The 5,745-nt window shown below is 39.0% G+C and carries 3 protein-coding genes, 2 tRNA genes and 1 rRNA gene; 5 read left to right on the top strand and 1 reads right to left on the bottom strand.

Annotated features, from left to right (window positions below; all coding sequences use genetic code 11):
• Nucleotides 1-360: 360 nt before the first annotated feature.
• Nucleotides 361-1,239: a Fic family protein gene (locus tag PHF25_08475; protein MDD4528048.1), complete on the top strand. Its 879-nt coding sequence runs from the start codon at nt 361-363 to the stop codon at nt 1,237-1,239.
• Between the two features lie 15 nt (nt 1,240-1,254).
• Here PHF25_08475 and PHF25_08470 read toward each other — a convergent pair whose 3' ends face one another.
• A complete protein-coding gene (locus PHF25_08470; GenBank protein ID MDD4528047.1) occupies nt 1,255-2,775 on the bottom strand; it encodes a DUF1846 domain-containing protein in 1,521 nt (506 codons plus the stop codon).
• Between the two features lie 174 nt (nt 2,776-2,949).
• On the opposite strand from PHF25_08470, the gene PHF25_08465 reads away from it, so the two are divergent.
• The 4 genes from PHF25_08465 to PHF25_08450 all read left to right on the top strand — a co-directional run bounded on the left by PHF25_08465 (nt 2,950) and on the right by PHF25_08450 (nt 5,515).
• Nucleotides 2,950-3,429: a flavodoxin gene (locus tag PHF25_08465; GenBank protein ID MDD4528046.1), complete on the top strand. Its 480-nt coding sequence runs from the start codon at nt 2,950-2,952 to the stop codon at nt 3,427-3,429.
• Nucleotides 3,430-3,629: 200 nt separating this feature from the next.
• Nucleotides 3,630-5,153 (top strand): 16S ribosomal RNA (locus PHF25_08460).
• A gap of 138 nt (nt 5,154-5,291) precedes the next feature.
• Nucleotides 5,292-5,368, top strand: a tRNA-Ile gene (locus PHF25_08455).
• Between the two features lie 71 nt (nt 5,369-5,439).
• A tRNA-Ala gene (locus PHF25_08450) sits at nt 5,440-5,515 on the top strand.
• Nucleotides 5,516-5,745 lie beyond the last annotated feature (230 nt).

Raw genomic sequence — 5,745 nt, 5'->3', positions numbered from 1 at the left:
ATTTTTCTACGTTTCACTCGCTAACTTAATCTACAGCTCTTTTCGTACAGTGCCTATATTTAAGAGGTATAAAACAACTCAAATATAGAAGTTTTTATTTTTTGTGAAAAGTTATTGAAATATTATTAAAATACCAATTTTAGTTTTTAGTGTGTGTTTTCTTGTATTCACAAAAGGCTCCCTCTTGAGAGGGAGCTGTCGAGCGTTAGCGAGACTGAGGGAGTGTTATCCCCCCTCTTGAGAGGGGGCTAGGGGGAGTGTTCTTTTCGGAATGGTGTCAATAATCGTTAATATTGGTGTTGTTTCTGTATAATTAACGATTATTTGACATAAAACAGTTAATATTGTATTATTTTAAGCATGATTAACGAGCCAACAAAAAAATATATCACGAAATTGAGAAGCGAGTATCTTCAGCTTAAGCGGGAGAAGGAGTCCTTACTGCAAATAATATTTGAGGCAGAGCTTCCTGAGGGTGTCTACAATTCCAATGCAATAGAAAATTCTACATTAACGATTAAGGAAACGGAAAGAATTTTACTAGAAATGGAGGTTTCTAGAAACATTAGTTTAAGAGAAGTTTTTGAGGCCAAGAATCTAGCAAATGTAAGTGAATATATTAAGATGCAAGTTGGGAGTATGGAGCTTTCCAATGATTTTATTTTATTGTTACACAAGATGTTGATGTTAAATATAAGAGAGGATATAGCTGGAAGATTTAGGTCAAAAGGAGAATATGTTCGAGTTGGAACGTACGTGGCATTAGATTCTGAACAGATTGAAGAGTTAATGCGAGACTTATTTGTGGAGTACTTGGGAGATGTAAATAAATATTTTATAGAGAAAATTGCAATGTTTCATTTAGAGTTTGAACATATTCATCCTTTTATAGATGGTAATGGCAGGATTGGTAGACTGTTAATTAATTATTTATTACAGCAACTTGATTTTCCACCCATAATTATTAGAAACAAAGAAAAGCGAAGGTATTATAAGTCCTTTGAGCAATATGATGTTAATGAGTCAACTAGTGAAATGGAAAAAATTATTTGTCTGGCATTGTTAGAGTCTATGCATAAAAGATTGGCCTATTTAAAAGGTAAAAGAATAGTAACTTTAAAAAAATATTCCGTAGAAAGCGGAGAAGATTTTAATAATATGCTTAATATGGCTAAGAGGCAGACAATAAAGGCCTTTAGAGAAAAAGGTGTTTGGAAAATAGGCATTGAATATAAATAGAAAGAGAGCGATAGCTTAGTCTAAAGGAAATAATCCTTTAGTTGAAAAGTTAGGATCAGAGGTAACATTAATCCCCAACTTTCTTAAACCAGCCTCGTCGCCAGCAGTTGGTATATGGGTTGTGTGCATTTCGCAGTTTTTAAGTTCTTGTAGCTTTTCTAACGCTACCTGAGCTGATGGATTTGACGCAGCACAAATGCTTAGTGCAATAAGTGTTTCATTTAGGTTTAAATTGACAGTTTTACTAGTAAAAATCTCAGATTTTAGGGCGTTTATCGACTCTAAAACTTGAGGCGAGAGAAGGTGAATGTTATCAGGAATACCTGCTAATAACTTGATTGCATTTAAGATAACACTGGAAGCGACGTGGATGGTTTTAGAGTTTTTGCCTGTTACAATTGTTCCATCTTTTAATTGAATAGCTGCACCACAATAAATCCCATGATTACCTTTGTTTTTTTTCTCGCAATCAATCGCTGCTTGTCTGGCAGGCAGCACCACTGGTCTGTCTTCAGGTGTTAAGTCAAGAATTTCCATTAGCATTTGAAGCTTATCGATGCTTTTTTTGTCGCAAATACCAACAATGTATTCTGTTGTGTGTCTGAAATATCTTCGGATGATTTCTTGTTTGGCTGCTTCTCTTACTTTTTCGTCATTTATTATACTGAATCCAGCTCTATTTACACCCATGTCTGTTGGGGATTTGTACATAATTTCCTTGCCTTGTATTCTTTGAAGGATTTTTTTTAAGATAGGAAAGGACTCAACGTCGCGATTATAATTAATGGCTTTCTCGTTATATGCTTCTAGGTGATGTGGGTCTATTAAGTTGAAGTCCAGCAAATCAGCAGTGGCTGCTTCATATGCTAGGTTCACTGGATGGTTCACTGGTATATTCCATATAGGGAATGTTTCAAATTTTGCATATCCGCTTTGATTCCCTCGTTTATGGTCATGGTAAAGTTGAGATAAACAGGTAGCCAATTTCCCACTACCAGGTCCAGGTCCTGTAACTATAACTATTGGGCAAGTCGTTTGAATGTAATCATTAGCTCCATAGCCATCATCACTTACTACTAAGTCTAGATTTGCTGGATAGCCTTTTGTGTAACGATGTGTGTAAACTTTGATGTTTTGTCTTTCAAGCTTCTTTTTAAAAACATTTGTTGCAGGTTGATCGTTATAACGAGTGATTACAACAGCGGTAACTGCTATCCCCCATTCTTTTAAATTATCAATCATTTTAAAGGCATCAACATCATAAGTTATGCCAAAGTCGCCTCTTACTTTTCTTTTTTCTATGTCGTCGGCATAAATACAAAGGATGATGTCAGCCTTTTTCTTGAGATTTTGTAAAAGTCTAATTTTTACGTTTGGATCATAGCCAGGCAATACTCTTGCAGCATGATAATCATAGAGAAGTTTGCCACCGAATTCTAAGTAAAGCTTGTTGTCGTACTTTGCTGCTCTTTCCAGAATATATTCGGTTTGTTCTTTTAAATATTTGTCATTGTCAAAAATAATATTGTTAACCATGTAATAATCTCCCAAGTTAATTATAAGCCAATTAGGCGTATTCGGCTAATGCTTAAGATAACAAAAACATTAAAATTAAGTAAACAATTTCTAAATTACTTTGATTTATTTGTTGGTTGTTACATGAATAAAGGAAAAGTGACCGATAGGGAGGAAGGGTGTTATACTATATATATGAGCAAAAAAATCATTATATATTATTCTTTTGAAGGAAACACAAAGTTCATTGCAGACTATTTAGCACAAAAATTAGATGCAGAGATTTTAATGCTAAAGCCAGAAAAAGAAATCGGTACTCATGGATTTATGAAATATTTTTGGGGTGGTCAGCAGGCAATTATGAAAAAAACACCTAGGCTAGAAAAATATATTTTTAAAGAAAAAAGTTATGATACAGTCATTTTTGGTTCTCCTGTTTGGGCTGGAACATTTGCTCCTGCTTTAAGGTCATTCCTAAAAGAGAACAAGATTAAGGGTAAGAAGACAGCTTTCTTTTGTTGTCACGAGGGTGGCAAAGGAAAGGTGCTAGAAGCTACTGAGAAGCTTTTAAGTGATGGCAATGACTATTTAGGAGCAGTAGACATAAAAGCTCCTTTGACTAATGAAGAATTCTCTTTCACTCTTTTAAATGAGTGGATTGAGACACTCATCTAAGTATTTAATTACATTAAAAATTATTCATGTAATTATTATGTTGACGGCAGTATTTCTTTTAGGTAGAATACTCGGGCTTCTGTTTATTGGGAGCAGTTATTGAACGCTAATTGACGGCGAAGGAAATTGAAAAATGAATAGCAGATTTATGGATGTTTTAAGTTTATGATTCTTGGGCTTCGGCCTGAGATGTTTTTGAATCAATTGAGAGTTTGATCCTGGCTCAGGATTAACGCTGGAGGCGTGCCTAACACATGCAAGTCGAGCGATACAGAATTTTAGCTTGCTAAGATTGCTGATAAGCGGCGGACGGGTGAGTAATACATAAGCAATCTGCCCTTTAGTTGGGGATAACCTTTGGAAACAGGGGCTAATACCGAATAGTCTCATTTAAACGCATGTTTTTATGAGTAAAGGCTTCGGCCGCTATTGGAGGAGCTTATGCCTGATTAGCTAGTTGGTAGGGTAACTGCCTACCAAGGCTATGATCAGTAGCTGGTCTGAGAAGATGGTCAGCCACACTGGGACTGAGACACGGCCCAGACTCCTACGGGAGGCAGCAGTGAGGAATTTTGCGCAATGGAGGAAACTCTGACGCAGCGACGCCTCGTGAATGATGAAGTCTTTCGGGATGTAAAGTTCTGTCAGTGGGGAAGATAATGACGGTACCCACAGAGGAAGCACCGGCTAACTACGTGCCAGCAGCCGCGGTAATACGTAGGGTGCAAGCGTTATCCGGAATTATTGGGCGTAAAGGGAGCGTAGGCGGTTGAAAAAGTAAGGTGTTAAAGCTATGGGCTCAACCCGTAGTTGCGCCTTAAACTGTTCAGCTAGAGGATGTAAGAGGAAAGCGGAACTCATGGTGTAGCGGTGAAATGCGTAGATATCATGAGGAACACCAGTAGCGAAGGCGGCTTTCTGGGACATTCCTGACGCTGAGGCTCGAAAGCGTGGGTAGCAAACAGGATTAGATACCCTGGTAGTCCACGCCGTAAACGGTGATCATTAGGTATTGGGGGATCGACCCCTTCAGTGCCGTAGCTAACGCGTTAAATGATCCGCCTGGGGAGTACGAGCGCAAGCTTAAAACTCAAAGGAATTGACGGGGGCCCGCACAAGCAGTGGAGCATGTGGTTTAATTCGATGATACACGAAGAACCTTACCCGGGTTTGAAATCCTTGGAAGTCACTAGAGATAGAGATGTGCCTTCGGGAACCAAGTGACAGGTGCTGCATGGTTGTCGTCAGCTCGTGTCGTGAGATGTTGGGTTAAGTCCCGCAACGAGCGCAACCCCTGTTGTATGTTGCCAGCGGATAATGCCGGGAACTCATACAAGACAGCCTATGGAAAATAGGAGGAAGGTGGGGATGACGTCAAATCATCATGGCCCTTATGTCCGGGGCTACACACATGCTACAATGGACGGAACAAAGAGTTGCGATACCGCGAGGTGGAGCCAATCTCAAAAAACCGTTCTCAGTTCGGATTGTAGTCTGCAACTCGACTACATGAAGTTGGAATTGCTAGTAATCGCGGATCAGCTATGCCGCGGTGAATACGTTCTCGGGCCTTGTACACACCGCCCGTCACACCATGAAAGTCGGATACACCCAAAGTACGTGAGCTAACCCTCGGGAGGCAGCGTCCTAAGGTGGAGTCGATAATTGGGGTGAAGTCGTAACAAGGTAGCCGTACCGGAAGGTGTGGCTGGATCACCTCCTTTCTAAGGAGATATTCTTTCAGCTTTTAGCTTTTAGCTTTGGGCTTTAAGAAAGGTCGACCAAGTACAACTATGTATATGGCCATAAATTTGCTATTCAGTTTTGAGTTTCTTTCGTTGTTCACATGAAAAGGAATACATGGGCTTATAGCTCAGGTGGTTAGAGCGCACGCCTGATAAGCGTGAGGTCCCTGGTTCGAGTCCAGGTAGGCCCACCAAATAAAAATAAAGCCCAAATAAAAATTCCAAATTTTTTGGATATTTGAGTTTGGAGTTTTGCTTTTATAATGGGGGTGTGGCTCAGTTGGTAGAGCGTCTGCCTTGCACGCAGAAGGCCATCGGTTCGATTCCGTTCACCTCCACCACTTAGACTTTGCTTCGGTAAACTCAGCAATGCTTAGTGTAAAAGAAGAAAGTGTTTAGTGTGGTCAATTAGTAAACAAACCAATACAGCCATTATGGCTTTTTTACTCTGCTCAACAACGGTTGAGGTATGAGTTGGAAGATTGATAATTTAATGATTAAGTTTAAAAAATAGAACTGCTATGATTTTTTAGTATTAATATCATAGTAATTTTAGATTCATTTATTTTTG

It is taken from the genome of Candidatus Margulisiibacteriota bacterium (assembly GCA_028706105.1).
In the GTDB taxonomy this organism is placed as follows: Bacteria; Margulisbacteria; Riflemargulisbacteria; order GWF2-35-9; family DYQY01; genus DYQY01.
The sequence above is the reverse complement of the archived record's forward strand: the minus strand, read 5'-3'. Positions and strand labels throughout refer to the sequence as shown.